The following is a 24,304-nucleotide window of genomic DNA, read 5'->3' as shown; positions in this document are numbered from 1 at the left end:
GGCGTCCCTACTGCCCGAAATCTCCTTCTGTCCAAATCGGATGGACGGTCTTGTCCCCCGCGCCGTACCGGGTTTCGATGCCTTTCGAACCGACGACTACGGGGGGATGTCGTATGAGAAGAATCAGGCTGTTCGCCGCCGTCGCGACTGTCGCGCTGGCCGTGACCACGCTGGTGACGCCCGCCTCGGCTTCGACCGGGGCTTCGGGGCCCAACGCGGTCGTGGTCTGGAACAACAACGCGCAGACCGCCATCTACGAGGTTGCCCGCCAGGGGCCGTATGTCGCTCCGCGCAGTTTCGCGATGGTTCAGGGGGCGGTCTACGACGCGGTCAATGCGATCGCGGGTACGCCGTACCAGCCGTACCTGGTCTCGCCTCGCACCCACCGGGGTGACTCCGCCGACGCTGCCGTGGCCACCGCGGCGCATCGCGTGCTTGTTTCGCTCTTTCCGGCGCAAGCCGCGTCGCTCGACGCCATGTACGCCGAGTCGCTCGCGGCCATCCCGGACGGGCGGGGCAAGGCCGGCGGCATCGCGGTGGGCACACAGACCGCGGACGCGATGATCGCCGCGCGGGTGGACGACGGCGCCTTCGACCCTACGGACGCCTGGACGGCCGGCACGACGCCGGGCGTGTGGCGGCCCACCCCGCCGACGAACGCGTCGGACGGCGCGTGGGTCGGGTCGATGCGCTCGTTCGTGATCCCGCGCAACGACATGTTCCGCACCGCCGGGCCGCCCGCGCTGACCAGCCGGCAGTACGCCCGCGACCTCAACGAGGTGCAGGCGATCGGCGGCGCCACCAGCACGGTCCGCACCCAGGACCAGACCGAGGCGGCGATCTGGTGGCACGACCGGCGGCTCACCGAGTGGGCGATCAAGCGCCAGCTCGCCGAGACGCAGCACCTGAACACGCTGCAGACGGCCCGGATGTTCGCGATGGCGGACGTGGCGAACGCCGACTCACTTGTCGCGTGCTTCAACGAGAAGAAGTACTGGAGCTTCTGGCGCCCGGTCACGGCCGTGCAGGAGGCTTCGAACGACGGCAACCCGGCCACCACCGGCGACCCGGCGTGGATGCCGCTGCTGGTCACGCCGCCGTTCCCGGACTACACCTCCGGCCACACCTGCTCCACGGCCACCATCATGACCACGCTGCGGGTGTTCTTCGGCCGCGACGACATCGCGTTCAGCGCCTACAGCGCCGACTCGGGAACGACGCGCAACTTCGACAGCTTCTCGGCGGCCCTGGACGAGGTGGTCGAGGCCCGCATCTGGGGCGGCGTCCACTTCCGCACCGCCGACGAGCAGGGCGTCCGGATCGGCAACGGCGTCGCCCGCTACGTCCTGTCCCACGAGTTCCGCCGCCGTTAGCGAAAGTAGGACGCCGGGCCGCGGGTGAGTTTGACCTTCAGTGACTCATTTCTTCCGCGGCCCGAGCGTCCCGGTTCCTACAAGCGTGACGTTCCCGCAGGTCAACGACAAGATCTCGGGACTAAGTACAAGTTTGTAGTTCGCCCTCACGGCACGCGGCGCACCGGGTCGGAGCCCTTCCGGGTCGCGGCGTACGCGCGGAGGCGCCCCCACGCGCCGAACACGCACACGACGACCGCCACCGCCGCGAAGATCACGAAACCCCAGGGCGACTTGGTTCCCGACTCGCGCAACAGGTCGCTGTCGCACGGGCTGGACGCCGCGTAGGACACCTCCGACGTCCCACCGACCCGGATCTCGCGAGGCGGCGGGTTCGAGCCGGAATCGACGCGAGACAGGCAGACCCGCCCATCAAGAGTGGTGAACCGGACGTCGTACCACCGCCGGCCCGGCACATTCGTCGTGATGTCGACGACTTCGGCGTCGACGGTTCCGCCGCGGGCATCGTCGATCGCTCGAGCACCGGAGAACGCCAGCGCGCCGGTCCACACGACTGCCATGATCGACAGGAAGGCGGCGGCGATCTCGGGCCTCGATCGCAGGCGGCCTCGAAAAACCATTCAGCCCTGCCGTTCCGTCGATGAGTTTCGCCGCTCGGGGCGGTCTAGGAAGTATGAGCGAAACCCATCCCGGCGTCGACGCGTACCTCGCCACCCTGCCCGGCTGGCAGGCGCGGCTCGGGCAGGACCTCCGCGACCTGATCCACGAGGCGGTCCCCGGCATCGAAGAGACCATCAAGCGCACCGTACGGCCCTACTTCGTGCACCACGGCAACGTCTGCGCGCTGCTGGGCACCAAGGATCACCTCAACCTGTTCCTCTACGACGGCGCGATCGTGCCCGACCCCGAAGGGATCATCACCGGCGGGCATGACAACACCACCGCCCGCACCGTCGCCTTCTGGGAGAACGACCCGATCCCGCGCACGGCGTTGACGGCGATGCTGCGGCAGATCGCGGTCAACAACGAGGCCGGCGGCTGGCGCAAGCTCAAGAAGACCGGCTAGAACTCCAGGTACATCAGGTGCAGTCCCACCCGCCCCCGCGACGGGTGGGCGAACGCCCGCGGCACGGTGCCGAGAATCCGGAATCCGTGCCGCTGATACAGCTCGACGGCCGAGCGGTTGGTCTCCACGACGGCGTTGAACTGCATGCCGGCGTAGTCGTGGCTTTTCGCCCACGAGGTCGCGTCCCGGCACAGCGCCCCGCCGACGCCGCGGCCCCGGGAGGCCTCGGCGACCATGAAGCTCGCGGTGGAGATGTGAGCGCCCGCTCCCGGCCGGTTCGGCCCCATCTTGGCCGTGCCGAGGACGCGATCGCCCTCGACCGCGACGATCGTCCGGCCGGGCGGCGCCTCGATCCAGGTCACGCGCGCCTCGCCCTCGGTCATCGCCGGGTCGTAGGGGAACGTCTCGCCGGCGCGCACGACGTCCTGGATGATCTCCCAGACCTGCGGCCAGTCGGCCTCACGAAACTCACGTATCCGCACCGACGCACCATACAGCCTTCCCTGGATTCAGGATCCGCTGTACTGTCGCGTCGTGGAGACCGTGACGCACGGGCAGGTTCTCGCCCGTTTCGGCCATGCGCTGTCGGACGGCACGCGGGCCCGGCTGCTGCTGGCCCTGCGCGAGGCGCCCGCTTACCCCGCCGACCTGGCCGACCTGCTCGGCGTGAGCCGGCAGAACCTTTCCAACCACCTCGCCTGCCTGCGCGGCTGCGGCCTGGTCGTCGCCGTCCCCGAGGGCCGTCGCACCCGTTACGAGCTGGCCGACGAGCGGATCAGGCAGGCGCTCGAAGCGCTGATGGGCCTGGTGCTCGCCACCGACCCGGCCGTCTGCCCGGACTCCGCCACGATGGGCTGCTGCTGACGATGACCGCCATGGGGATGACTTCGGTCGAGGCGCGGCGGGCTGTGCTGGGGCGGCGGATCCGGGTGCTGGTCGCGGCGACTATCGCCTACAACGTGGTCGAGGCCGTTGTTGCGATCGGCGCGGGCGCGGCGGCCGGCTCGACGGCACTGATCGGATTCGGGCTCGACTCTGTTGTCGAGGTGTCTTCGGCGGCCGCGGTCGCCTGGCAGTTCGCCGCGCGCGATCCCGAGACCCGCGAGAAGACGGCGCTGCGGATCATAGCGTTCTCGTTCTTTGGGCTTGCCGCCTACGTGGCTGTCGAGTCTGTGCGAACGCTCGTTAACAACAGCCCGGCCGAGCACTCCACGGCCGGCCTGATCCTCGCCGCTGTCTCGCTGGTGGTCATGCCGGGGTTGTCCTACGCGCAGCGCCGCGCCGGGCGCGAGCTCGGTTCCCGCACCGCCGTCGCCGACTCGAAGCAGACACTGCTCTGCACCTATCTCTCGGGCGTGCTGCTGGCCGGGCTGGCCCTCAACGGCCTGTTCGGCTGGTCCTGGGCCGACCCGGCCGCCGCCCTCGTCATCGCCGCGGTCGCGGTGAAGGAAGGCCGCGAAGCCTGGCGCGGCGGCACCTGCTGCACCCCGGGCGGGCCTGCGGCAGAGCAGGCCACGCCGCATTGCTCCGACGGCTGCTGCGCGGACTGAAAGCCGGAAACACCCGAGGGCCCGGTGGCCAACACCTCAGCCACCGGGCCTACCGCGCGCGCCTGGAACGGTCAGGCGCGGATCACCGCCACTCCCCTGGCGGCGAGCATCGGGTTGGCCGGGTCGAGGGCCGAGATGTCCACCAGCGCGTCCGTGCGGTTGAAGACGAAGCGGAACTCGCCGCGCCGGGCCACCTCGACACGGCCGCGCAGGTCCGCCGGCAGATCGCTGGTCACGCCGGCGCGCGCGAGGAGCTCGCCGAGGACCACACCGAGCCCTTCGGGCCCGAGACGCGTCGAAACGTACGAGGCCGAGCCCGTCCCGGCCGCACGCCTGGTCACCGCGGCGCGGCCGGCCAGGTCGCCGGTCTTGTACGACGCCAGGACCTCGACGGCGGCGTCGGTGACGTCGATCCGGTCGGTCCAGAGAGTGCCGACCGTGCCGTTGTCCAAGTCCGCCCGCTCGTCGTCCAGCAGCGGCGCGAACTCCTCGATGCGAATGCCGAGCAACTTCCGCAGGGCGCCCGGATACCCGCCCAGCCACACCTGGTCGTGCTCGTCGACGATGCCCGAGAAGTAGGTCGTCACGAGGTGCCCGCCGCCGGCGACATAAGCGTCCAAGCGGGAAGACAGGTCGGCCGGCACCACGTACAGGATCGGCGCGACGACCACGTCGTAGCCGGACAGGTCCGCCGCGAGCGGCACGACATCGGCCCGCACTCCGAGGTCCAGGAACGCCGTGTACCAGTCGAACGCCTCCCGCCGGTAGCGGAGCCGGTCGGTCGGGTGCGAGTCGAGCTCCGCGGCCCACCACGACTGCCAGTCGAAGACGATGGCCGCGCGGGCCGGCGTCCGCGGCGTGCCGGCGAGGGGCGCGAGCGACTCGAGCCGCCGGCCGAGGGAAACGACCGACCGGAACAGATCAGAGGAAGCCCCGGCGTGCGGCAGCATCGCCGAGTGGTACTTCTCGGCGCCGCCCTTGGACTGCCGCCACTGGAAGAAGCACACCGCGTCGGCGCCGTGCGCCACGTGCAGCAGCGAATCCCGCTCCAGCTCCCTGGGCCGCTTGGCCAGGTTGACGGGCTGCCAGTTCACCGCGCTGGTCGAGTGCTCCATCAGGAACCACGGCTTGCCGCCGGCGATGTTGCCGGTCAGGTTGGCCGAGAACGACAGCTCGTCCGCCGAGCGCGCGCCGGGCGTACGGTAATGGTCGTTGGAAATGAAGTCGACTTCCGAGGCCCAGTCGGCGTAGTCCATCGAGCTCTGCTCGCCCATCACCATGAAGTTGGTGGTGACCGGGACGGCGGGCGTGATCGACCGCAGCAGGTCCCGCTCGGCGATCAGGTAGTCCTTGAGCGCGTCCGACGAGAACCGCTTGAAGTCCAGCTGCTGGCCGGGATTGGGGTGGGTGGCGGCGAGCCGCGGCGGGATGATCTCGTCGAAGGACCCGTAGCGCTGCGACCAGAAGGCCGTGGCCCACGCGTCGTTGAGCGCCTCGATGGTCCCGTAGCGACTCTGAAGCCACGACTGGAAGGCGCGCGCCGCGTCGTCCGAGTAGTCGTAGACGTTGTGGCAGCCGAGCTCGTTGTTGACGTGCCAGGCGGCCAGAGCCGGGTGGTCGGCGTAACGGGTGGCGATGGCCCGGACCAGCCGCAGCGCGTGCGTGCGGAACACCGGCGACGTCGGCCGCCAGTGCTGCCGGCCGCCGGGCCAGATGGTGTTGCCGAGGCGGTCGACCGGGAGGATCTCGGGGTGCGCGGTGGTCAGCCACGGCGGCGGCGAGGCGGTCGCGGTGGCGAGGTCGACCAGGATCCCGTTGGCGTGCAGCAGATCCATCGCGTCGTCGAGCCAGGCGAAGTCGTATTCACCGGAAGCCGGCTCGATGCGCGCCCAGGAGAAGATCGCGAGCGAGACGATGGTGACGCCGGCTTCGCGCATGCGCTGGACGTCGTCGTCCCAGACCTCGCGCGGCCACTGATCGGGGTTGTAGTCGGCGCCGTACTCGAGGCGGGGCTCTCCGGAGCGGCGCAGCCAACGGGTGGAACTCACACGATCTCCTTTGGAACAGGGGGCCCGCCGCGAAGCGGGCCCCCCGGTGTCACTTGACGGTGAAGCCCTGCTCGGTGCCGTACTTGGCGGACTGCTCCTGCCAGGCCTTGAGGCCGTCGGCGAGGGTGGTGCCCGAGACGTACGCCTTGCCGACGGTGTCGTTGAAGATGCTGTTGGAATAGACCTGGAACGGCAGGTAGGACCAGCCGGGCACGACGTTCTGCGCGGACTTCTGGAAGATCTCGTTGGCCTTCTGACCGCCGAAGTACTTGAACTCGGTGCTCAGGAACTTCGGGTCGTTGATCTGCTTGGTGGTGGCGGGGAAGGCGCCGTTGTCGACGCGGATCTGCACGCCGTCGCCGTCGTTGGCGTACTTCATGAAGCCGTAGGCGAGGGCCTTGTTGGCGCCCTTGTCCATGATGGCGAGCGAGCTGCCGCCGTTCTCCGCGCTGGCGTTGGCGCCGGCGGTCCACTGCGGCAGTTCGGCGGCGCGCCACTTGCCGGAGCCGCTGGGGGCGCTGGAGGTGAAGTTGGCGGGCATCCACGCGCCGGTGGGCAGGGTGGCGATGGTGCCGTTGGCGATGCCCTGGAACCACTGGTCGGTCCAGCCGGAGATCGGGGCGACCAGCTTCTCGGTGATCAGCTGCTGCCACACCTGGGTGAAGGTGGTGCTGCCCTGGTCGGCGAAGTTGATCGTCACGTTGGTGCCGTCGACCTGGTACGGCTTGCCGCCGGCCTGCCAGATCATGCTGGTGGTGAAGCCGGCGTCACCGGTGTCGCTGGTGATGTAGACCTTCGGGTCGGCCTTGTGGATCTTGCGGGCGGCGTCGAGGTACTCCTGCCAGGTGGTGGGCACCTTGACGCCGAACTTGTCGAAGACGTCCTTGTTGTAGAACAGCGCCATCGGGCCGGAGTCCATCGGCAGGCCGAAGATGTCGCCGCCGGAGTGCACCGAGTTCCACGGGCCGGGGGTGAAGTCGGCCTTGAGGTCCTCGGCGCCGTAGCCCTTGAGGCTGGTCAGCGACTTGCCGAGGGCGAACTGCGGCAGCGCGTAGTACTCGATCTGCGCGACGTCCGGGACGCCCTTGCCGGCCGCGACCGCGTTCTGCAGCGCGGTGTACTGCTTGTCGCCGGTGCCGGCGTTGACCAGGTCCACCTTCACGTTGGGGTACTTCTGCTGGAAGCTCGTGACGACCTGCTTGAGGGTGGGCTCCCAGGCCCAGACCGTCAGCGTGCCGCCCTTCTCGAGCGCCGCCGTGACGTCGGCGTCCGACACGGAACCGCCCGAGGACGAGCCGGAACCGGAATCGGAGGAGTCGTTGCCGCCGCCGCAGGCGGCCAGCGCCAGGGTGAGGGCGGCAGCTGCCGCCACCGGCCAAAGTTTGCGCATGAGGGGTCCTTTCATTCTTTGACGCTTCCGGCGGCGAGGCCGGACTGCCAGTAGCGCTGGAGCAGGAGGAACGCCGCGATCAGCGGCAGGATCGTGAGGAGCGACCCGGTGATGACGAGGTTGAAGACGGCCTGGCCGCCCGCGGTGCCGGACTGCGCGTTCCACGCGTTGAGGCCGATCGTGAGCGGGTACCAGTCCGGGTCCTTCAGCATGATCAGCGGCAGGAAGTAGTTGTTCCAGGTCGCCACCACGTTGAAGAGCAGCACCGTGACGAGCCCGGGACCGAGCAGCGGCACGGAGATCTTGAAGAAGGTGCGGAACTCGCCGGCGCCGTCGACCCGGGCCGCCTCGAGGATCTCGCCCGGGACGGCCTGGGCCGAGAAGGTCCACATCAGGTACAGGCCGAACGGCGTGACCAGCGACGGGATGATCACGGCCCACGGGGTGTCGGTGAGGCCGAGCTTGGCGAACAGGAGGAACTGCGGAACGGCGAGCGCGGTACCGGGCACCGCAACCGCGCCGATCACGACGGCGAACACGCCCTTGCGGCCCGGGAAGTCGAACTTGGCCAGCCCGTACCCGGCCAGCGCGGCGAGGAACGTCGCGCCGCCCGCGCCGATGACGACGTACAGCAGGGTGTTGCCCAGCCAGCGGAGGAAGATCCCGTCGTCGTACGTCAGCGTGTCTTTGATGTTGGAGAAGAGGGCGAACTTGCCGTCGTCGAACCACAGCCCGAACGACGTGAACAGACCGTCCTGCGTCTTTGTCGAGTTGAAGAACAACCAGGCCAGCGGCACGAGGGTGTAGAGAGCCATGAGCGCGGTCAGGATCGTGAGGGTCACGCTTCCCTTGCGCTTGCGCTTGGTGCGACCGGTCGCGGTGGATGACATTTCCCGCGTACGGGTGGTGGAGCGCAACGCCGTGGACATCAGTTCTCCCTAGCGCCGCGGAGCTGCACGACGTAGGCGATGACCATGGTGATGAGGCCCATGATGATCGCGACCGTGGCCGCGTAGTTGTACTGCTGACCGGAGAAGGACAGCGAGTAGGCGTACAGGTTCGGGGTGAAGAACGTGGTGATCGCGTTGGGGGCGAGCGGCTTGAGGATGGCCGGCTCGTTGAACAGCTGGAAGCTGCCGATCACCGAGAAGATGGTGGCGATCACGAGCGCGCCGCGGATGGCCGGCAGCTTGATCGCCGTGATGATCCGGAACTGGCCGGCGCCGTCGATCTCGGCCGACTCGTAGAGCGAGTGCGGCACGGTGCGCAGCGCCGAGTAGAAGATCAGCATGTTGTAGCCGACGAATTCCCAGGTCACGATGTTGCCGATGCTCGCGAGCACGAGGTGCGGGGAGAGGGGGTCGGGCAGCGCGACGTGCAGGGCGTCGTTGATGTTGCCGACCAGGCCGAACCGGCTGCCGTACATGAAGCCCCAGAGCAGCGTCGCGACGACGGCCGGCACCGCGTACGGCAGGAAGATCGTGATCCGGAAGAAGGACTTGCCGTAGAGCCGCCCGGAGTCGAGGGCCAGCGCCACCAGCAGGGCCAGGAACAGCATGATCGGCACCTGGACGACCAGGAACAGCGCGACCCGGCCGAACGACGACCAGAACTGCGAGTCCTGGATCGCCTGCTGGTAGTTGTCCAGCCCGACGAACGAGTTGCCGCCGACCAGGCGGTTCTTGAACAGGCTCAGGTAGATCGAGTACACGATCGGCGCGAGGAAGACCAGCGCGAAGACCAGCATGAACGGGGCGACGAACTGCCAGCCCTTCCATGACCGGCGTCGAACGCGACGGCCTGGCGGCGCCGCGACCTGGGTTGTTGCCATGCCCCTCACCCTTCCGATCCCGCCGGGGCTCCCCGGCGGCGTTCCGGATGTTTACGTAAACATTGTGCACCCGGCGCGTGTTCGATCGTGTTTCAGTGTGTTGCTCGAAGTTCAGCGACGTGATGTTTACGTAAACATCGAGGTGATAGTTTCACTGGCACCACGGATCGTCAAGGAGTCAGGTTCGATGACCGACGCATCTCCCCGGCGGCGCAGCCGCGGCGTCTCGATGGCCGACGTCGCGCGGCTGGCGGGCGTCTCGTCACAGACCGTTTCGCGGGTGTCGACCGGCCATCCGGGCGTGGTCGAAAAGACCCGGATTCAGGTGCTTCAGGCGATGCGGGAGCTCGGCTACCGACCGAACAGTGCCGCACGTGCGCTCAAGCGCGGCAGCTTCCGCACCATCGGCGTCATCCTGTTCACGCTCGCCACCACCGGCAACAGCCGCACCGTGGAGGCCATCGCGGCGCAGGCCGCGCAGGAGGGGTACGCGATCACGCTGTTCCCGGTCGCCGCGCCGACCCAGGACGGGGTGCTCGGCGCGTTCACCCGGCTCGGCGAGCTCGCGGTCGACGGCATCATCGTGATCATGGAGGTCCACCTGCTCGACGCGGTCGACCTGACGCTGCCGCCCGGCGTGCAGGTGGTGGTCGTCGACTCGGACGCCGGCGACCGCTACCCCGTCGTCGACACCGACCAGGCCGACGGCGCCCGCCAGGCCGTACGCCACCTGCTCGGCCTCGGCCACGAGACGGTCTGGCACGTCACCGGGCCCGCCGAGTCGTTCTCCTCCGAGCGGCGCGCGGCGGCCTGGCGCGCGGTGCTGGAGGACGCCGGCCGGGTCGTCCCGCCGGTCCAGCGCGGCGACTGGTCGGCCGCCTCCGGGTACGAAGCCGGCCTGGTCCTGGCGGGCGAGCCGTCGTGCACCGCCATCTTCGCGGCGAACGACCAGATGGCCCTGGGCGTGCTGCGCGCCCTGCACGAGCGCGGCCGCCGGGTGCCCGAGGAGGTCAGCGTGGTCGGCTTCGACGACATCCCCGACGCCGCCGCCTACCTGCCGCCGCTCACCACGGTCCACCAGGATTTCGCCGAGGTCGGCCGGCGCTGCGTGCACGGGTTGCTCGAACAGATCCACGACGAGCGCGCCGAGGCCGGCACGGTGCTGGTGCCGACCACGCTGGTCGTGCGGGAGAGCACCGCTCCCCCGCCGGCCCTCAGCTCAGGCCGGCGCGCCTGAGGATGTCGAGGATGACGCCACCCTTGGCGGCGACGTAGCCGGACATCGACATCGGGCTCGCCGCGGCCGCCTCGCGCTTGCCGGCCTCGTAAAGGACGCGGTCGCCGGGATTGGCTCGCAGCCAGTCGCGCAGGATCAGGTGGCGCAGGTGCTCGTCGCAGTCGGGACCGAAGACGTGCAGGTTGACGTCGTGGTTCGCGTCCCACAGGCAGCGGTGCTCGTACCAGTGCGGCTCCCGGGCGGCCAGCCGGTAGCCGGCTACTGCCAGCGCCGGCACGTACGCGTCCTCGTCGGCGGGATCGGCCACGATCAGATCGATGTCCACGCGGTCCTTGGCCGCCAGCCCCGGCACGGCCGTCGACCCGACGTGGTCGATGGAGAGCGCGGTCGCCCCCAGCGCGCACCGGATGCGGGCCTCCTCGCGGCGGAACCGCACCGGCCAGTCCGGGTCGTACGGGCTGATCGTGATCGGCTTCGACACCTGGGTAGGGCGGTCGCCCACGACGCGGCTGGGCTCGTCGAGCGGGGCCGGTGTGGGCAGCGGCGGCATACGCATGTCGCACAAGCTAACTACACGGAGGCAAGCCGGCGGGCTCTCGGCAGCCGGGCCGCCAGGTCGGGTGACGGCTCGGCGCCCAGCTCACGGCGCAACAGGTCGCGGTAGGCGTCGAAACTGCGGCGGGCCTCGACCCAGTTGCCCTCGGCTGCGTGCGCCTGGATCAGGGCCCGCTGGGCGCTCTCGCGCAGCGGATCGGCGGTCGCCGCGGCCACGGCGGCCTCCACCGCCTCGCCCAGCCGGCCGGCCCGGGCCAGGGCCCGGCTCAGCGCCTCCAGGGCCTCCAGGAGCCGCCGGCGCATCCGCTCGCGCTCGGCCAGGGCCCAGTCGTCGTACCAGCCGGGCAGCAGCTCCAGGGCGTCCGAGAGGGACGGCAGGACGGCCAGGTCGGCCGAGTGCGGGACGCCGCGGGTCAAGCGGGCCGCCCAGTCGCTCATGAGGTGCACGTCGACGAGGACGTCGTCGCGCAGGCGCAGCGACCATTTGTCGGCGGCCAGCAGGCCGACGCCCGCGGTGCGCAGCCGCCACAGGGCCGAGCGCAGGTTGCCGGAGGCGCGGACCTCTCCAGCGCCGGGCCAGAGAATGGCCGCGACCTGCCGCCGCCGCATCGGGGCGCGGCTCAATGACACGTACGCGAGAAGCCGTTTGCTGCCCTCGGGGACCTCGCGGCGTTCCCGGCCCACGGTGACGTAGGGGCCGCCGCGAAGGTGCAGCACGACGGCGGCCGGATCGGGCGTCATCCGGCCAAGCTAGCCAGCCGCCGTCACCGGCGCGTCTCCGCCGCAACGCCGCCGTGACAGCGCCCCGCGACGATCGATCCGCACTCGACCCGGGGAGGAAGCCGTGGATGAGGGGCCGCCGTCGGGCGCGCTGCTGCTGCGCGTCTGGTGCGATCGTCAGGACGTCGTCGCGCGCTTCTTCGAGTGGACCGTCGCCGGCGAGGAGGACGACGGCCCGCCGCGCTACGCCGCCGGGATCGACGAGATCACCGAGGCCGTCCGCCATTGGCTGCTCGATATGTCAGGCAAATAAAATCAACGACAACTGCCTTGAAGGCCCGCCGGGCGCGTTCTCCAATGGCGTCCGGGGGGTGCGTTTCATGGCGGTGGTGGCGCAGCTCAGCCTGCTTGGCGGGCTGGAGTTCAAGTATGCGGGAAAGAGCATTTCCATTCCGGTCGCGGGGCAGCGGCTGCTCGCATTTCTCGCGCTGCACGATTGGCATCAGCACCGTTGCGTCGTCGCCGGCACGCTGTGGACGGACGTGGGCGAGGAGCGCGCGGCGGCCCGGCTGCGCACCGCCCTGTGGCGCATCCGCCGCATCGGCGCCGGCCTGATCAGCTCCGAGGGCCCGTACCTGTGCATCGACCGCGGCATCCGGGTCGACCTCACCGACCTGGTCGGCGCCACCCGGCGGCTGATGGCCGACCCGTTCGCGGCCGGCGAGCCGCCGGTGACCGCGGCCATGCTCGGCCTCGACCTGCTGCCGCAGTGGCACGAGGACTGGGTGGTCATCGAGCGGGAACGGCTGCGCCAGCTGCGGATGCACGGCCTCGAGGCGCTCTGCCGCCGGCTGTCCACGCAGGGGCGGCACGCGTCCGCGATCGACGCCGGCATGCGGGCCGTGCAGATCGAGCCGCTGCGCGAGACCGCCCAGCGGGTGCTGATCGCCGCCCACCTCGGCGACGGCAACGTGGCCGAGGCGGTCCGGCAGTACCGGTCGTTCCGCGGCGAGCTCCGCGAGCACCTGGGCATCGAGCCCGGCCCGGAGATCCGCGCCCTCTTCGAGAAGGTTCAGCTCGCCAGCAGCCGGTAGGGCTTGGGAAACCACGCCCAGTGGTCGTCGCACCAGGTGAGCCCGTCGTAGGAGAGGCCGGCCGTCTGTCCCGGCGTGACATACCGCCAGGCCGCCCACACCCGCTTGGGCATCAGCAGGCCCGCGATCGAGCGGTACCCGCCGGGGAAGAACCGGGACAGCTCGTTCGCGTCGCCGAGCATCCCGGCCGGCGCCACGTGGATCTCCACCCGGGCCTCGGGATCGGGGCGGCGGAAGTCCAGCGGCCCCGCCCACAGCTCCTCGTAGCGGCTGCGCGCCCGCTCGACCGTCCCCGGCGTGAAGGTCTTCGCGTAGTCCTCGTCGCGGGGCCGCATCTCGCGCAGCGCCACGCCGGTGCGGTCGACGGCAATGGCCTCCAGCATCGGCTCCAGCTGCAGGCGCAGCACGGTGATCGACACGCCCGCCTGGGTGCGGGAGTCGGCGGCGTCCCACTCGTCGAGCATCTCCCGCCACGCGGTCTCGACGGCGGCCAGGCGCTCCGGGTCGAAGCGGCCGGGCTCGGCGCGGTAGGCGGCCCAGCCGCGCTCGTGGACGAAGCGGGGCTCGGGACGGGACCGGGCGGCGGCCAGGCAGTCGGCGGCCTCGGCCAGCCAGGCGCGGCGCTGACGGTCGTCGCCGGCGCGCCCGGAGAGCAGGTCGGCGGTCAGCACGAGCTCGCCGGCGTCCATCAGATCCTCGACGCCCTCGACCGGTGGCGGCGGCTCGACCGACAGGCACGCTTCGGGCAGGCCGGGACCGTCGGCCGCGGTGTAGGTGGCGCGCATCCGGCCGTCCCGCAACGCCATGCCGTGCGCGCGTCCGGCCCGGGGGAAGCCCTCCAGGTCGAGGAACCAGGTGGCCTCCTCGGAGCGGTGCAGCCGCCCCGGCGGGAAGTGGTAACGGACAGTGCCGAGGGGACGGACGTCACCGCGTACGAGATCTTGCGGCAGCAACCCCGCACCCAGCCGGACCTGAAATCCCCGGTCATGGCCGAGCGCGGCGAGGCCGATGAGCGGCAGCGCGAGCAACCCGAACGCGTCGGACTCCCACTCCTGCCGGCCATAGAACTCCTGGTGACACCGCAGGGCGGCGGCGAGGGCCACGTCGAACGCCGTCTGCTCACCGGCGGCAAGAAGATCAAGCAGAGGACGTACGCGCAAAGCGACGTATTCCGGTTCGGCGATCGTTTCGCCCGTCCCCATCAGGGCTTCGCGCGCCGCCGCGACCGTCGCGGCGTCCGGCCTGGTCAGAGCCGTGGCGACCGGCGTCCAGAAGGAATCGCCGTGCTCGCCCAGCCGCTCCAGCAGCCGCGGATCGCCCAGCACGGCCAGCGCCGCCCCGTCGCGCAGCGCCCGGCACACCCCGAACGCCATCAACCAGGTGCCCGGCGCCATCGAGGCGCCCCGGCACGGGAGCTGCCGCACGCCGCCGGCCACCGGAAGCTCGACGTGGCCACGGTCGCGCATCCAGGCGATTCCGGCCGCGGCCGCCGCGCCCGAGGCGGTGGCCAGGGCCTGGTCGCGCAGCCGGGACTTGCCGAGGGTGGCGGTGAGGCAGGCGCGTTCCAGCTCGGCCTCGAGCAGATCGAGCCCGTCGCGGCCGGCGGGGTCGCGGGTCAGCAGCGCGTCGCGGCGCTCCTCGACAAACGCCAGGGTCTCCGTCCAGCGCACTTTGCTGCCTCCCCTCGGTCTGCTTGACGTAGTAGTAGACGACGTGGGGCAGGGTCGTGGACAGCTCCTTTCCCAGCCTGTAGCCGTATTGCCGCTCAACCAGGTCAGCGCCGTGACCTCGGTCTTGACAGTCATCGATGGCGGGCATTGGATGTTACCGGGAGGTAACGACGATGATCACTGCCTGGACGCGTGCCGCTGTCGCCCTGAGTCTCGTGGCCGCGTTCGCGGTGGTCGGGACGCCGGCATCCGCTTCCTCCCCGCCGGCCTGTGTGGCGCCGGTTCCGAGCACCACCCAGACCGGGTATACGGTCGCCGACCCCAACTGCGACGTCAGCGGGACGCCGTTCGTGGCGCTGGCCGGGGCCCGGGTCTACACCGGGATCAGCGCGGGCGCGGCGTACCGGATCGAGGTGCCCGCCCAGTGGAACGGCCGGCTCGTCGTGTACGCGCACGGCTACCGCGGCACGGGCACGACGGTGTATGTGGAGTCGCCCGGATTGCGCGCGCACTACATCGAATCCGGGTACGCGTGGGCGGCCTCGAGTTACGCGACGAACGGTTACGACGTGGGGCAGGGCGTGCGTGACTCGTACGCGATGATCGGTCTTTTCCGCCAGGCGACCGGCCACCCGGCGCGAAGCGTCATCATGACCGGCGCGTCGATGGGCGGGCATGTCACCGCGGTGGCGATCGAGACCTACCCGCGCGCGTTCGCCGGCGCGATGCCGTATTGCGGCGTGCTCGGCGACGCGAAGCTGTTCGACTATTTCCTCGACGCGAACGTGACCGCCGCCGCCCTCACGCGAACGTCGATCAACTTCCCGCTGACGCCCCCGCCGGACTATCAGGACCAGTGGCGGGCGAAGGTGGCGGCCATGCTGCCGGCCCTCGGCGTGAACGTGGGGCGGCCGCCGACGCTGACTCCCGCCGGGCAGACGTGGTCCGACGTGGTGGAACGCCGCACGGGCGGGTCGCGGCCCGGCTTCGACAGCGCGTTCGCCTACTGGAACACGGCGACCTCGCTGGCGCCCCTCAGTGACATGCCGTTCCTCTTCGGGTTGTACCCGGGTCTCAGCGGAGGGACGGCCAACATCGCGCCCGGGAACGTGACCGACAACCGCGGGACGTTCTATCGCAGCACCGACCGGATCTGGCCGACGGCGGACGAGTGGCGGCTCAACGCCTCGGTGCTGCGGGTGCGCCACACCGCCGTCGCCGATCGGGGGCTGGCCGGGATCCCGCGCGTGGACGGCAACCCGCGAATCCCGGTGCTGTCGCTGCACGACATCGGCGATCTGTTCGTGCCGTTCTCGATGGAGCAGGTGTATGCCCTGCGGGCGGCGGCGCACGGCCGGCCGTTCGTGTCGCGGGCGATCCGGGGCGTGGGGCATTGCGACTTCACGCAGGAGGAGCTGGTTTCGGGTTTCGACGATCTGACCGCTTGGGTCTACACCGGACACCGGCCGGCCGGGGACGCGATCCTCAACCCGAAGGCGGTGGCTTCGCCGGCGTTCGGGTGCCGATTCACGCGGGGAACGCACGCTTACTTCGTGGCGCCGGCCTGCCCTTAGCCGTTTGGTAGGGCTAGCACCACCATCGATCGGGCGGCTCACCGGATCGGCCGCGCGCCCATCGGTGAATAGCGTCATGGGCATGACGACGACACAGATCGACACCCAGCTCGCTCCCGCGCCGGCGGTCCGCGCGTGGGGACGCCTCGTCACCGACACCCGTTATGTGCTCACCGGATTCCCGCCGGCGGTGATCGCGTTCAGCGCCTGCCTGACCGGCTTCGCGGCCGGGGCGGGCCTGGTGGTGGTCTGGATCGGCGTGCCCTTGCTCGTTGCGACCTTGATGCTGGCGCGAGGCTTCGCCGCCGCCGAGCGCGCCCGGGTCGGGGCGGTGCTCGGCGCGGCCCTACCCACGCCGTCCTACCGCGCGGCCAAGTCGGCCACGATGCCCGCCCGGGTGCTGGCCGTGCTGAGCGACCCGCAGTCATGGCGCGACCTCGCCCACGCGGTACTGCGGCTCGCCCCCAGCACCATCGCGTTCTCTTTCGTGGTCACCTGGTGGGCCGGCGTGCTCGGGGGCGCCACCTGGGCGCTGTGGGGCTGGGCCCTGCCTTCCGACGACGTCGAGCTGCCCGAGCTGCTGGGCTTCGGCGACAAATACGGCACGATCGTCATCTTCTACCTGGCGATCGCCGCGGTCTTCGCCGTCACCCTGCCGGCCGTCACCCGCTGGGCGGCGACCCTGGAGGCGCGGTTCGCGAAGGTGCTGCTCTAGCTTTCTCCTCGCTGCCTTTCCTGGCTCTGCGAGCGCGGATGCGCACCGGGCGTCGACGGTGCGCATCCGCGCTCGCGCTTTCCCGCCCGTCCGCAGGGCCAGCGTTCCGCACTCCGCTGGGCCGCTGCGTTCCGCCCCTCCGGGGCCTGCCGCGTTCCGCACTCCTCCCGGGCCCGCCAGGCGCTCCGCACTCCCCCGGGCCCGCCGCGTTTCGTACTCCCCTGGCGCGGCTGCGTTCCGCGCTCCTCCCGGCGCGGCTGCGTTCCGCGCTCCTCCCGGCGCGGCTGCGTTCCGCGCCCCTCCCGGCGCGGCTGCGTTCCGCGCTCCTCCCGGCGCGGCTGCGTTTCCCGGCCCACGATGCAGGTAAGGCCTTTCCCCGTCACCCACGGCGGCCTTACCCTCCCAGGTGACATTGAAGTTTGCCGATCTTTGCGGAGGGGACGTGCACGAGATGACGAACCGGGGGGTGTCTCGGCGGGCGATGCTGGCAGGGACCGGGGCGGCGGTCGCGGCCTCCGCGGTCGGGCTGCCCGGGCGGGCCGACGCGGCGCCGGGCGATGCCGGGCTCGCCGATGCCACGCCGGCCGGGTCCGCGCCGGGCGAATCGGCGTTAACCGGGACGGCGCCGGACGCGGGGCTCACGCTCTGGTACGACGAGCCGGCCGAGGATTGGGAAAGCCAGGCGCTGCCGATCGGGAACGGCACCCTCGGGGCGATGGTCTTCGGGCGAACCGGGACCGAGGCGATCCAGTTCAACGAGAAGACGTTGTGGACCGGCGGCCCGGGCTCGGAGGGCTACGACTTCGGGAACTGGCGGGAGCCCCGCCCGGGGGCGATCGCCCGAGTGCAACAGGAGATCAACGAGCGGGAGCGGGTGGCGCCCGAGGAGGTGGCCGCGGAGCTCGGGCAGGCGCGGTTCGCCTACGGCAGCTATCAGAGCTTCGGCGAACTCACATTAACTTTCCCGGAGTTGGACGCCGCGGTCACCGGATATCGGCGCTCCCTCGACCTGAATACGGCATTGGCCACGGTCTCGTACACGGCCGATGGCGTGCGGCATGAGCGTTCACATTTCGTCAGCAACCCCGGCCGGGTGATCGTGGTCCGGCTCGGTGCCGACCGGGCCGGGCAGGTCTCCTTCACCGCGGCGGTCGCGCTGCCGGCCAACCGCACCGCCACCACCACCGCCGTGAACGGCCGGATCACGGTCGCCGGCGCGCTGACCGACAACGGGCTGCGCTTCGAGGGGCAGGTGCGGGTGCTGACCGGCGGCGGCAGCCGGGTGGACAATCCGGACGGGTCGGTCACCGTGAGCGGCGCCGACTGGGCGACCATTCTCGTCGCGGCGGGAACCAATTACTCCGACAAATACCCCACCTATCGCGGAACCGATCCCCACCGCCGAGTCACGGCCGACGTCGATCGCGCCGCCGCGCAGCCGTACGCGAAATTGCTCGCCGCTCACGTGCGCGACCATCGGTCGCTTTTCGGCCGGGTGCGTCTCGACCTCGGACAGCACATGCCGAATGTGCCGACCGATGAGCTGCTGGCGTCCTATCAGGGCGCCGGAAGCCCGGCCGACCGCGCCCTCGAGGCCCTTTTCTTCCAGTACGGCCGCTACCTGCTGATCGGGTCCTCGCGCGACAACGCCCGGCTCCCCGCGAATCTGCAGGGCGTGTGGAACAAATACGACGCGGCGCCCTGGAGCGCCGATTACCACGTCAACATCAACCTTCAGATGAACTACTGGCTCGCCGATCCGGCGAACCTCGGCGACACGACCGGCCCGCTGTTCGACTTCATCGACGCGCTGCGCGCGCCGGGCGCGGTGACGGCCAAACAGATGTTCGGCAATCCGGGCTTCGTGGTCCACAACGAGACCAACGCGTACGGTTTCACCGGCGTCCACGATTGGCCCACTGCTTTCTGGTTCCCCGAGGCGGCGGCGTGGCTCGCCCAGCATCTCTACGACCATTACCGCTTCACCCTGGATCGCCGTTTCCTGCGGGACCGCGCCTACCCGGTGATGCGCGAGGTGGCCCGTTTCTGGCTGGAGGAGCTCATCGTCGACCCGCGCGACGGCACCCTGGTGGTCTCCCCCAGCTACTCCCCCGAGCACGGCGATTTCTCGGCGGGCGCGTCGATGTCCCAGCAGATCGTCTTCGACCTGTTCACCAATGTGGTCGAGGCCGCCACCCTCCTCGGCGAGTCCCGTTTCCGGAACGAGGTCGCCGCCGCCCTGAACCGCCTCGACCCCGGCACCCGGATCGGGTCGTGGGGCCAGCTCCAGGAATGGAAAGGCGACTGGGATGATCCCGCCGACGACCACCGCCACGTCTCACACCTCTACGCGCTGCATCCCGGCCGTCAGATATCGCCCGCCACGACTCCCGAGTTGACCCGCGCCGCCGAGGTTTCGCTGCGCGCGCGGGGCGACGGCGGCACCGGCTGGAGCAAGGCCTGGAAAATCAATTTCTGGGCTCGTCTGCTCGACGGCGACCACGCTCACCTGATGCTCAGCGAACAGCTGAAGACGAGCACGCTGACGAACCTGTGGGACACCCACCCGCCGTTCCAGATCGACGGCAATTTCGGCGCCACCTCCGGCGTCGTCGAAATGCTCCTGCAGAGCCACGGCGACGAGGTCCACATCCTGCCCGCGCTGCCGGCGTCCTGGCCCGAAGGCAAGGTGACCGGGCTGCGCGCCCGCGGCGACCTCACCGTCGACATCGCCTGGTCGGCCGGCGCCGCCCGGGAAATAGCCGTCACGGCCGGCCAATCCGCCCGCGTCATCCTGCGCAGCAGCCTTTTCGGGTCGGCGTTCCGTTTCCCGCACCGCTCGGAACGCGAAGGAGACCGGATCACCTTCACGACCCGCCCGGGCGAACGTTACGTCGTCACCGCAGGCTGAAGTCCCCGCCCCACCCCGGACGTCCACCGGGGTGGGGCGACCCTAACGGCCGCCCGCGTAGTCGGAAGCATCGAGGCGCGACGTTCTGCGCCGGTATTCGGACGCCATTCCCGGCCAGTTCGTGACGACCCTCCCGGTGGCGGTGCGATACCAGCTCTGGCAGCCGGTCCACACGCTCGTCGCCAGGCGCTGCTGCATCTCGGCGTCGAAGGCCATCGCCCGCTCCGCGCGCACCTCCATCGGGCCGGCGCCCTGCCCGATCCGTTTCACGGCCTGCACGAGATAGCGGGCCTGCGCCTCGTGGAAATAGATGACCGAGGTGTTGCCCGTGTTCGTGTTCGGGCCGTACATCAGGAACAGGTTGGGAAACCCGGGAACGGCGACACCCAGGAACGCGTACGCGCCGTCGCGCCACACCTCGCCGAGGGGCCGGCCGTTCCTTCCCGTGATGCGCATGGGCGCCAGGAATTCGGTGGCCGCGAAGCCCGTCGCGTACACGAGAAGGTCGCAACCATGCACCTCGCCGTCGGCCGTCCGAATGCCCTCCGGAGTCACCTCGACGATTTTCTCGGTGACGAGGTCGACGTCGTCGCGCCCGAGCGTCGGCAGCCAATCGCTGGTGAACAGGATCCGTTTGCAGCCCATCGGCTCGGTCGGGGTGACCCGGGCGCGCAGCGCCGGATCCCGCACCTGCCACCGCCGCTGCAGCGTCGAAACGCGGCGCAGAACGGCGGCGGCGACCGGATTTCCGGTTATCGCCTTTCCCTGCACCATCGTCATGACCCAGGTGGCGGCGCGGGGCAGGCGCATCAGTCGCGGCAATCTCCGGTACGCGGTGCGCCGCCCCGCCCCGTAGCGCCGATCCGGTTTCGGCAGCGTCCACGGGGCGTTCCGCTGAAAGACGCTGACCTTCGCGGCGCGTCCCGCGATCGCCGGCACGAGCTGAATGGCGCTCGCGCCGGTGCCGATGACCGCGACCCGCTTTCCGTCGACCTCCAGGCTCTCGTTCCATTCGGCGGTGTGCACGGCCCGGCCGGCGAACCGCTCCGCCCCGGAAAGCGACGGCACCGAGGGACGGCTGAGCTGACCGACGGCCGGCACGAGCACGTCGGCAATCACTTCCTCGCCGTCGCTCGTGCGCAACCGCCAGCATTCATCGGCGTCATCCCAGCACGCCTCGGTGACCTCGGTGTTCAGACGCACCCGCTCGGTCACCCCGAAACGGTCCGCGGTCCGCCGCAGATAGGCCAGGATCTCGCCGTGCGGCGGAAAGCGCCGGGACCATTCCGGGTTGTGCGCGAACGAGTACGAATACAGCGGCGCCGGCACGTCGCAAGCACATCCCGGGTACGAGTTGTCGCGCCAGACGCCACCGATCGACCCCGCCTTCTCGAGCAGGACGACGTCCCGGAAGCCGGCCTTCAGGAGAGCGACCGCGGCCGCAACGCCGCCGAAGCCGGCCCCGATGATGACCAGGCGCGGTTGGCTCATGCCCGATGCAAGACTTCGACCCGCCCGGCGTAGGCGCCGAGCGCCGCACGAGGCCGGGCCGAGTCCTGGGGAGGCGCGGTGCCGCCACCGCCGTCCTCACCCGTGCCCGTGTTGTCCGGGTCGTCCGGAGGCGCGCTGCCACCACCGCCGTCCTCACCGGTCCCGGTTTCCTCAGCGGGCGGGGCGCTGCCACCGCCGCCATCCTCGCCGGTGCCGATCTCCCCCGGCGGGGCGCTGCCACCACCGCCGTCCTCGCCGGTCCCGGTCTCGGTGCCGTCGACCAGGATCAGCAGGCTTTCCGGGTCAACGTCGGCTATATAGACAGTGGTAGATTCGGCAACCACAGTGTTCCGGGGCTGGCTCATCGCGTCCCCTCTCGACGTGCAGGACGAGGTTTCTGCGCCGAAACTAGCAGCCTATTGGCAGTGTGCCAATAGGCTCGGATCACGTCCCAGCTGCCTTTCAGCCAGTGTCTCGGGCAGCCTCCCGGAACTCCTGCCCGGCGGCCTCCGACAGCAGCCGCGCGCAGGTCACCGGGTCGTCCGCGAACGGAAGGTGCCCGCAGCCGTGAAGCCGGACGTGCCGGGCGTCCGGGAGGATGCGCCGGGCCCGCCTCGCCTGCCAGTAGGGCAGCACGAGATCACGGTCGCCCCAAGCGATCGTCACGGGCACCTCCGGCATCGGCGACGCGCCGGCGAAGGCGGTTCGGAGTGTCGGCGATGTCAGTCGCCATTCGCCCAGCCGGCGCCGGGCCTCGACGAAGCCCGGTGCGGCCACGAGGGCGCGAGCGCCGGCGAGACAGTCTTCCGGATCCAGCGATGACGGCCGGCCGTAGAAGACTCCGCCAAGCGCGATTCGCCCCGGGCGGGTGGCGAAGATCCGAGGGAGGGCCGGGCTCAGCGTCCCGCCGCCGGCGCGTGCGGCATTCACGACCGTACGGCACCAGGCCGCCCCCGCCGATCCGAAGAACCCGACCGGGGAGAACGCCACCACCGACCGCGCCACACCGCGCCGAGCCAGCTCGAGCGCGATCCCGCCACCGAGCGAGTTGCCGCCGATCGTGGGCCGGCGCACGTCCAGCTCGGACAGGAAAGCGGCGACCCGATCGGCCAGATGCGGCACCGATCCCGGTACACCGTCGTATTCGCTGCCGCCGAAGCCCGGCAGGTCGAGCGCGATCACGTCGTGCCGCTCGGCAAGCCGATCGAGCACCGGATTCCAGACCTGCCAGTGACTGCCGATCCCGTGGATCAGCACGATCGGGCTGCCGCTCCCCCGCCTGTCGTGGTTCACCGCGCCTCCACTTATTGACATCTCGCCAACAACGGTGCCACCGTACGCCATGGCGCATGACTTCGACGTCGTCATCATCGGCTCGGGTTTCGGCGGCAGCGTAAGCGCGCTTCGCCTGACCGAGAAGGGCTATCGCGTGGCGGTCCTGGAGGCAGGCCGCCGCTTCGCCGACGACGAATTCGCCGAAACTTCCTGGCGGCTGCGCCGCTACCTGTTCGCCCCCGCCCTGGGCTGCTACGGCATCCTGCGCCTCACCCTTCTGAGACACGCCATGATCATGTCCGGCGCCGGAGTCGGCGGCGGTTCCCTCGGCTACGCCAACACCCTTTACGAACCGCCCGCCACCTTCTTCGCCGACCCGCAGTGGTCCACCATCACCGACTGGCAGGCCGAGCTAGCGCCGGCTTACGACCAGGCAAAACGCATGCTCGGCGTAACAACCAACCCGGCCGAGACCGAGTCCGATCGAGCCTTGCGCGCGGTAGCCGAGGACCTGGGCGTCGCACACACCTACCGACACACCCCGGTCGGCGTTCTCTTCTCCACAGGCAACTCGGGAAGGGTCAACGACCCCTTCTTCGGCGGCGTGGGACCCGAGCGGCGAGCCTGCACCCTCTGCGGCGCCTGCATGACCGGATGCCGAGTCGGTGCCAAGAACACGCTCGTCAAGAACTACCTCTACCTCGCCGAGCAAGCCGGCGCCGTGGTCAAGCCGCTCACCACAGCGACCGACGTTCGGCCGCTCGCAGACGGGGGCTTCTCCATCCGTACGCGGAGAACCGGCGGCATCGCCAAGGGTGAGGTGACCGCCGGGCAGGTGATTTTCGCGGCCGGGGCGCTCGGCACCCAGCGGCTGCTGCACCGCCTGCGCGATCGGGGCCAGCTGCCGGGCATCTCCGCCCGGCTCGGCGAGCTCAGCCGCACCAACTCGGAGTCCATCCTCGGCGCGCGGACCCGGCGGCGCGACCGTGACTACAGCCGCGGGGTGGCGATAACTTCGTCGATCCACCCGGACGCGGCCACTCATGTCGAGCCGGTCCGCTACGGCAAGGGAAGCAACCTGCTGGCGCTGCTCGCGACCGTGCTCGTCGACGACACCGGCGGGCGCTCGCGGCTGCTGGCCGGAGTCAAAGAGCTGGTGCGAAGCCGCAATAACTTGCGGCTGCTCGTCTCGCCCCGCCGCTGGTCGGAGCAGACGATCGTCCTGCTCGGCATGCAACCGCTGGACAACTCGATCACCCTCTACCGCAAGCGCGGCCGCCTCCGCAGCCGCCCCGGTGTGGGCGAACCCAACCCGGTCTGGGTCCCGGCCGCCCACGACGTGGCCCGGCGCGTGGCCGAGAAGATCGACGGCGTGCCGCTAGGCGCCGCGACGGAGCTGATCGGCCGCCCGGTGACCGGCCACTTCATCGGCGGCTGCGCGATCGGCGCCGACGCGGACCACGGCGTGATCGACCCTTACCACCGGCTCTACGGCCATCCCGGTCTGCACGTCGTCGACGGCTCCGCGGTAGCCGCCAACCTTGGCGTCAACCCGTCGCTCACGATCACGGCACTCGCGGAAAGGGCGATGTGGATGTGGCCCAACGCCGGCGACGAGGACCAGCGTCCCGCGCTCGGCGAGCCCTACCAGCGTGTGAACCCGATCGCCCCGCGCAAGCCGATCGTCCCGGAGGCGGCGCCGGGAGCGCTGCGCCTGCGGTTGCTTCCCGACGTCAACATTGACAGTCAACATTGACGACTTGGGTGGGTCGGCGCCCCGGTCCAGGGCCGGGCTGAAGGCTCT

At 70.4% G+C, this 24,304-nt stretch carries 23 protein-coding genes; 11 read left to right on the top strand and 12 right to left on the bottom strand.

Translation table 11 applies throughout. The annotated features are described in order from the left end of the window. Positions 1–113: 113 nt before the first annotated feature. Positions 114–1,373 (top strand): vanadium-dependent haloperoxidase, encoded by a 1,260-nt coding sequence (locus ACQPZX_RS21780; RefSeq protein ID WP_433383596.1) that lies wholly within the window; start codon positions 114–116, stop codon positions 1,371–1,373. A 146-nt stretch (positions 1,374–1,519) separates the two neighbouring features. Here the strand turns inward: ACQPZX_RS21780 and ACQPZX_RS21775 are convergent, their stop codons facing one another. Next, a complete protein-coding gene (locus tag ACQPZX_RS21775; protein WP_433383594.1) occupies positions 1,520–1,933 on the bottom strand; it encodes a hypothetical protein in 414 nt (137 codons plus the stop codon). A 113-nt stretch (positions 1,934–2,046) separates the two neighbouring features. On the opposite strand from ACQPZX_RS21775, the gene ACQPZX_RS21770 reads away from it, so the two are divergent. Then, positions 2,047–2,439: a DUF1801 domain-containing protein gene (locus ACQPZX_RS21770; protein ID WP_433383592.1), complete on the top strand. Its 393-nt coding sequence runs from the start codon at positions 2,047–2,049 to the stop codon at positions 2,437–2,439. On the opposite strand, the gene ACQPZX_RS21765 is transcribed toward ACQPZX_RS21770, so the two are convergent. Further along, positions 2,436–2,921 (bottom strand): N-acetyltransferase family protein, encoded by a 486-nt coding sequence (locus ACQPZX_RS21765; RefSeq protein ID WP_433383590.1) that lies wholly within the window; start codon positions 2,919–2,921, stop codon positions 2,436–2,438. The two genes, ACQPZX_RS21770 and ACQPZX_RS21765, sit on opposite strands and share 4 nt — an antisense overlap. A 52-nt stretch (positions 2,922–2,973) precedes the next feature. Here ACQPZX_RS21765 and ACQPZX_RS21760 point away from each other — a divergent pair, with 52 nt between their 5' ends. Together ACQPZX_RS21760 and ACQPZX_RS21755 are read left to right on the top strand one after the other, a co-directional pair. Beyond that, positions 2,974–3,303 (top strand): ArsR/SmtB family transcription factor, encoded by a 330-nt coding sequence (locus tag ACQPZX_RS21760; RefSeq protein WP_433383589.1) that lies wholly within the window; start codon positions 2,974–2,976, stop codon positions 3,301–3,303. An 11-nt stretch (positions 3,304–3,314) separates the two neighbouring features. Beyond that, entirely contained in the window at positions 3,315–3,989 is a 675-nt protein-coding gene (locus tag ACQPZX_RS21755; RefSeq protein ID WP_433383587.1) for a cation transporter, read from the top strand. A gap of 71 nt (positions 3,990–4,060) precedes the next feature. On the opposite strand, the gene ACQPZX_RS21750 is transcribed toward ACQPZX_RS21755, so the two are convergent. The 4 genes from ACQPZX_RS21750 to ACQPZX_RS21735 are packed head-to-tail and all read right to left on the bottom strand — an operon-like array spanning position 4,061 to position 9,258. Beyond that, the gene (locus ACQPZX_RS21750) at positions 4,061–6,037 is read right to left on the bottom strand and encodes a beta-galactosidase (RefSeq protein ID WP_433383585.1); all 1,977 of its coding nucleotides are present in this window, start codon (positions 6,035–6,037) and stop codon (positions 4,061–4,063) included. A 49-nt stretch (positions 6,038–6,086) separates the two neighbouring features. Then, on the bottom strand, positions 6,087–7,427 hold the full coding sequence (locus ACQPZX_RS21745) for an ABC transporter substrate-binding protein (RefSeq protein WP_433383583.1): 1,341 nt from the start codon (positions 7,425–7,427) through the stop codon (positions 6,087–6,089). Positions 7,428–7,438: 11 nt separating this feature from the next. Next, positions 7,439–8,317, bottom strand: coding sequence for a carbohydrate ABC transporter permease (locus tag ACQPZX_RS21740; protein WP_433385365.1), 879 nt, complete (start codon positions 8,315–8,317; stop codon positions 7,439–7,441). Positions 8,318–8,355: 38 nt separating this feature from the next. Further along, positions 8,356–9,258 carry a carbohydrate ABC transporter permease gene (locus ACQPZX_RS21735; protein ID WP_433383581.1) on the bottom strand — a complete coding sequence of 301 codons (903 nt, stop codon included), beginning with the start codon at positions 9,256–9,258 and terminating at the stop codon, positions 8,356–8,358. 187 nt (positions 9,259–9,445) lie between these two features. On the opposite strand from ACQPZX_RS21735, the gene ACQPZX_RS21730 reads away from it, so the two are divergent. Beyond that, complete coding sequence (locus tag ACQPZX_RS21730; RefSeq protein ID WP_433383579.1) at positions 9,446–10,495, top strand: LacI family DNA-binding transcriptional regulator; 1,050 nt, start codon at positions 9,446–9,448, stop codon at positions 10,493–10,495. On the opposite strand, the gene ACQPZX_RS21725 is transcribed toward ACQPZX_RS21730, so the two are convergent. Both ACQPZX_RS21725 and ACQPZX_RS21720 read right to left on the bottom strand, forming a co-directional pair. Further along, the gene (locus ACQPZX_RS21725) at positions 10,473–11,051 is read right to left on the bottom strand and encodes a GrpB family protein (RefSeq protein ID WP_433383577.1); all 579 of its coding nucleotides are present in this window, start codon (positions 11,049–11,051) and stop codon (positions 10,473–10,475) included. The genes ACQPZX_RS21730 and ACQPZX_RS21725 overlap by 23 nt on opposite strands. A gap of 14 nt (positions 11,052–11,065) precedes the next feature. Further along, positions 11,066–11,791, bottom strand: coding sequence for an AfsR/SARP family transcriptional regulator (locus ACQPZX_RS21720; protein WP_433383575.1), 726 nt, complete (start codon positions 11,789–11,791; stop codon positions 11,066–11,068). A gap of 103 nt (positions 11,792–11,894) precedes the next feature. Between ACQPZX_RS21720 and ACQPZX_RS21715 the strand changes: the two genes are divergently transcribed. Continuing rightward, complete coding sequence (locus tag ACQPZX_RS21715; protein ID WP_433383573.1) at positions 11,895–12,083, top strand: hypothetical protein; 189 nt, start codon at positions 11,895–11,897, stop codon at positions 12,081–12,083. 67 nt (positions 12,084–12,150) lie between these two features. Further along, on the top strand, positions 12,151–12,864 hold the full coding sequence (locus tag ACQPZX_RS21710; RefSeq protein ID WP_433383571.1) for an AfsR/SARP family transcriptional regulator: 714 nt from the start codon (positions 12,151–12,153) through the stop codon (positions 12,862–12,864). On the opposite strand, the gene ACQPZX_RS21705 is transcribed toward ACQPZX_RS21710, so the two are convergent. Next, positions 12,843–14,534, bottom strand: a complete 1,692-nt coding sequence (locus ACQPZX_RS21705) for an Imm49 family immunity protein (RefSeq protein ID WP_433383569.1) — start codon at positions 14,532–14,534, stop codon at positions 12,843–12,845. The genes ACQPZX_RS21710 and ACQPZX_RS21705 overlap by 22 nt on opposite strands. A 173-nt stretch (positions 14,535–14,707) precedes the next feature. On the opposite strand from ACQPZX_RS21705, the gene ACQPZX_RS21700 reads away from it, so the two are divergent. From ACQPZX_RS21700 to ACQPZX_RS21690, 3 genes are all read left to right on the top strand, one after another. Continuing rightward, a complete protein-coding gene (locus ACQPZX_RS21700; RefSeq protein WP_433383567.1) occupies positions 14,708–16,108 on the top strand; it encodes an alpha/beta hydrolase family protein in 1,401 nt (466 codons plus the stop codon). An 82-nt stretch (positions 16,109–16,190) separates the two neighbouring features. Beyond that, positions 16,191–16,823: a sensor domain-containing protein gene (locus ACQPZX_RS21695; RefSeq protein WP_433383565.1), complete on the top strand. Its 633-nt coding sequence runs from the start codon at positions 16,191–16,193 to the stop codon at positions 16,821–16,823. 451 nt (positions 16,824–17,274) lie between these two features. Beyond that, complete coding sequence (locus tag ACQPZX_RS21690) at positions 17,275–19,734, top strand: glycosyl hydrolase family 95 catalytic domain-containing protein (protein WP_433383563.1); 2,460 nt, start codon at positions 17,275–17,277, stop codon at positions 19,732–19,734. Between the two features lie 42 nt (positions 19,735–19,776). Here the strand turns inward: ACQPZX_RS21690 and ACQPZX_RS21685 are convergent, their stop codons facing one another. The 3 genes from ACQPZX_RS21685 to ACQPZX_RS21675 all read right to left on the bottom strand — a co-directional run bounded on the left by ACQPZX_RS21685 (position 19,777) and on the right by ACQPZX_RS21675 (position 22,518). Continuing rightward, positions 19,777–21,225, bottom strand: a complete 1,449-nt coding sequence (locus ACQPZX_RS21685) for a flavin-containing monooxygenase (protein WP_433383562.1) — start codon at positions 21,223–21,225, stop codon at positions 19,777–19,779. Further along, positions 21,222–21,590 (bottom strand): hypothetical protein, encoded by a 369-nt coding sequence (locus ACQPZX_RS21680; protein ID WP_433383560.1) that lies wholly within the window; start codon positions 21,588–21,590, stop codon positions 21,222–21,224. The genes ACQPZX_RS21685 and ACQPZX_RS21680 overlap by 4 nt, the downstream gene beginning before the upstream one ends. 97 nt (positions 21,591–21,687) lie before the next feature. Then, on the bottom strand, positions 21,688–22,518 hold the full coding sequence (locus ACQPZX_RS21675; protein ID WP_433383558.1) for an alpha/beta fold hydrolase: 831 nt from the start codon (positions 22,516–22,518) through the stop codon (positions 21,688–21,690). Positions 22,519–22,567: 49 nt separating this feature from the next. On the opposite strand from ACQPZX_RS21675, the gene ACQPZX_RS21670 reads away from it, so the two are divergent. Continuing rightward, positions 22,568–24,256 carry a GMC oxidoreductase gene (locus ACQPZX_RS21670; protein ID WP_433383556.1) on the top strand — a complete coding sequence of 563 codons (1,689 nt, stop codon included), beginning with the start codon at positions 22,568–22,570 and terminating at the stop codon, positions 24,254–24,256. Positions 24,257–24,304 lie beyond the last annotated feature (48 nt).

It is taken from the genome of Actinoplanes sp. CA-142083 (assembly GCF_050942195.1).
Lineage (GTDB): Bacteria > Actinomycetota > Actinomycetes > Mycobacteriales > Micromonosporaceae > Actinoplanes.
This window is presented reverse-complemented; position numbering and strand designations above follow the sequence as displayed.

Bases quoted from the DNA above. Each gene is read 5' to 3' on its own strand.
- ACQPZX_RS21780 (WP_433383596.1), top strand. From the start codon at position 114: ATGAGAAGAATCAGGCTGTTCGCCGCCGTCGCGACTGTCGCGCTGGCC.
- ACQPZX_RS21775 (WP_433383594.1), bottom strand. From the start codon at position 1,933: ATGGCAGTCGTGTGGACCGGCGCGCTGGCGTTCTCCGGTGCTCGAGCG.
- ACQPZX_RS21770 (WP_433383592.1), top strand. From the start codon at position 2,047: ATGAGCGAAACCCATCCCGGCGTCGACGCGTACCTCGCCACCCTGCCC.
- ACQPZX_RS21755 (WP_433383587.1), top strand. From the start codon at position 3,315: ATGGGGATGACTTCGGTCGAGGCGCGGCGGGCTGTGCTGGGGCGGCGG.
- ACQPZX_RS21745 (WP_433383583.1), bottom strand. From the start codon at position 7,427: ATGCGCAAACTTTGGCCGGTGGCGGCAGCTGCCGCCCTCACCCTGGCG.
- ACQPZX_RS21740 (WP_433385365.1), bottom strand. From the start codon at position 8,317: ATGTCATCCACCGCGACCGGTCGCACCAAGCGCAAGCGCAAGGGAAGC.
- ACQPZX_RS21735 (WP_433383581.1), bottom strand. From the start codon at position 9,258: ATGGCAACAACCCAGGTCGCGGCGCCGCCAGGCCGTCGCGTTCGACGC.
- ACQPZX_RS21730 (WP_433383579.1), top strand. From the start codon at position 9,446: ATGACCGACGCATCTCCCCGGCGGCGCAGCCGCGGCGTCTCGATGGCC.
- ACQPZX_RS21725 (WP_433383577.1), bottom strand. From the start codon at position 11,051: ATGCGTATGCCGCCGCTGCCCACACCGGCCCCGCTCGACGAGCCCAGC.
- ACQPZX_RS21720 (WP_433383575.1), bottom strand. From the start codon at position 11,791: ATGACGCCCGATCCGGCCGCCGTCGTGCTGCACCTTCGCGGCGGCCCC.
- ACQPZX_RS21710 (WP_433383571.1), top strand. From the start codon at position 12,151: ATGGCGGTGGTGGCGCAGCTCAGCCTGCTTGGCGGGCTGGAGTTCAAG.
- ACQPZX_RS21700 (WP_433383567.1), top strand. From the start codon at position 14,708: ATGATCACTGCCTGGACGCGTGCCGCTGTCGCCCTGAGTCTCGTGGCC.
- ACQPZX_RS21695 (WP_433383565.1), top strand. From the start codon at position 16,191: ATGACGACGACACAGATCGACACCCAGCTCGCTCCCGCGCCGGCGGTC.
- ACQPZX_RS21690 (WP_433383563.1), top strand. From the start codon at position 17,275: ATGACGAACCGGGGGGTGTCTCGGCGGGCGATGCTGGCAGGGACCGGG.
- ACQPZX_RS21685 (WP_433383562.1), bottom strand. From the start codon at position 21,225: ATGAGCCAACCGCGCCTGGTCATCATCGGGGCCGGCTTCGGCGGCGTT.
- ACQPZX_RS21680 (WP_433383560.1), bottom strand. From the start codon at position 21,590: ATGAGCCAGCCCCGGAACACTGTGGTTGCCGAATCTACCACTGTCTAT.
- ACQPZX_RS21670 (WP_433383556.1), top strand. From the start codon at position 22,568: ATGGCGCATGACTTCGACGTCGTCATCATCGGCTCGGGTTTCGGCGGC.